The organism is Pseudomonas sp. 32_A, from assembly GCF_017490905.1.
Lineage (GTDB): Bacteria > Pseudomonadota > Gammaproteobacteria > Pseudomonadales > Pseudomonadaceae > Aquipseudomonas > Aquipseudomonas inefficax.
Map to the genome: position 1 here is coordinate 1 of NZ_JAFGYI010000265.1, position 478 is coordinate 478.

Sequence of the window (478 nt, forward strand, 5' to 3'; positions counted from 1 at the left end):
GAGCCGCAGCAGCCCGCCCGCGGACACGACGCCGTCGATGCAGCTCGCTTCGTCGAGCAGCACGTCATCGCGCGCGAACACCGCGCCGTTCAGCAGCGCGTCGCACTCGAGCACGACGCTGTGCGCCTTCACGCTGCCGATCAGCACGCAGCCTTCGCCGAGCGTCAGCCGGCCGTCGACGATCAGCGTGCCGTGCAGGATCGTGTGCGACGGCAGACGGATGTCGCGAGCCACCAGGTAGCGGCCGCCAAGCACGCGGTGCGGCACGCCGGCGAGCCGGCCCGAGAGCGACATCGCGCGGCGCGGCGTCAGCGCGGCGTCGCGCCCCGGCGCGTGCGCGAGGCGGCCGAACACGATCGGCGTGCCGTGCAGGTTCGCGAAGCCGCCGCAACCGTGAACGCGCACCGCTTGCCCGACGACCGCGCCGCGCACGAGCGTATTGTCGATGTCGACGTTCGGCGCGTACGCGGATCACACG

The 478-nt window shown here is 73.0% G+C and carries 1 protein-coding gene; it reads right to left on the minus strand.

Going from position 1 to position 478, the window contains the following annotated elements; genetic code table 11:
- Positions 1-432, minus strand: a 432-nt coding sequence (locus J5M58_RS26605; RefSeq protein ID WP_207880349.1) for a polymer-forming cytoskeletal protein, incomplete at its 3' end; no start/stop codon positions are given.
- Between the last annotated feature and the right edge of the window lie 46 nt (positions 433-478).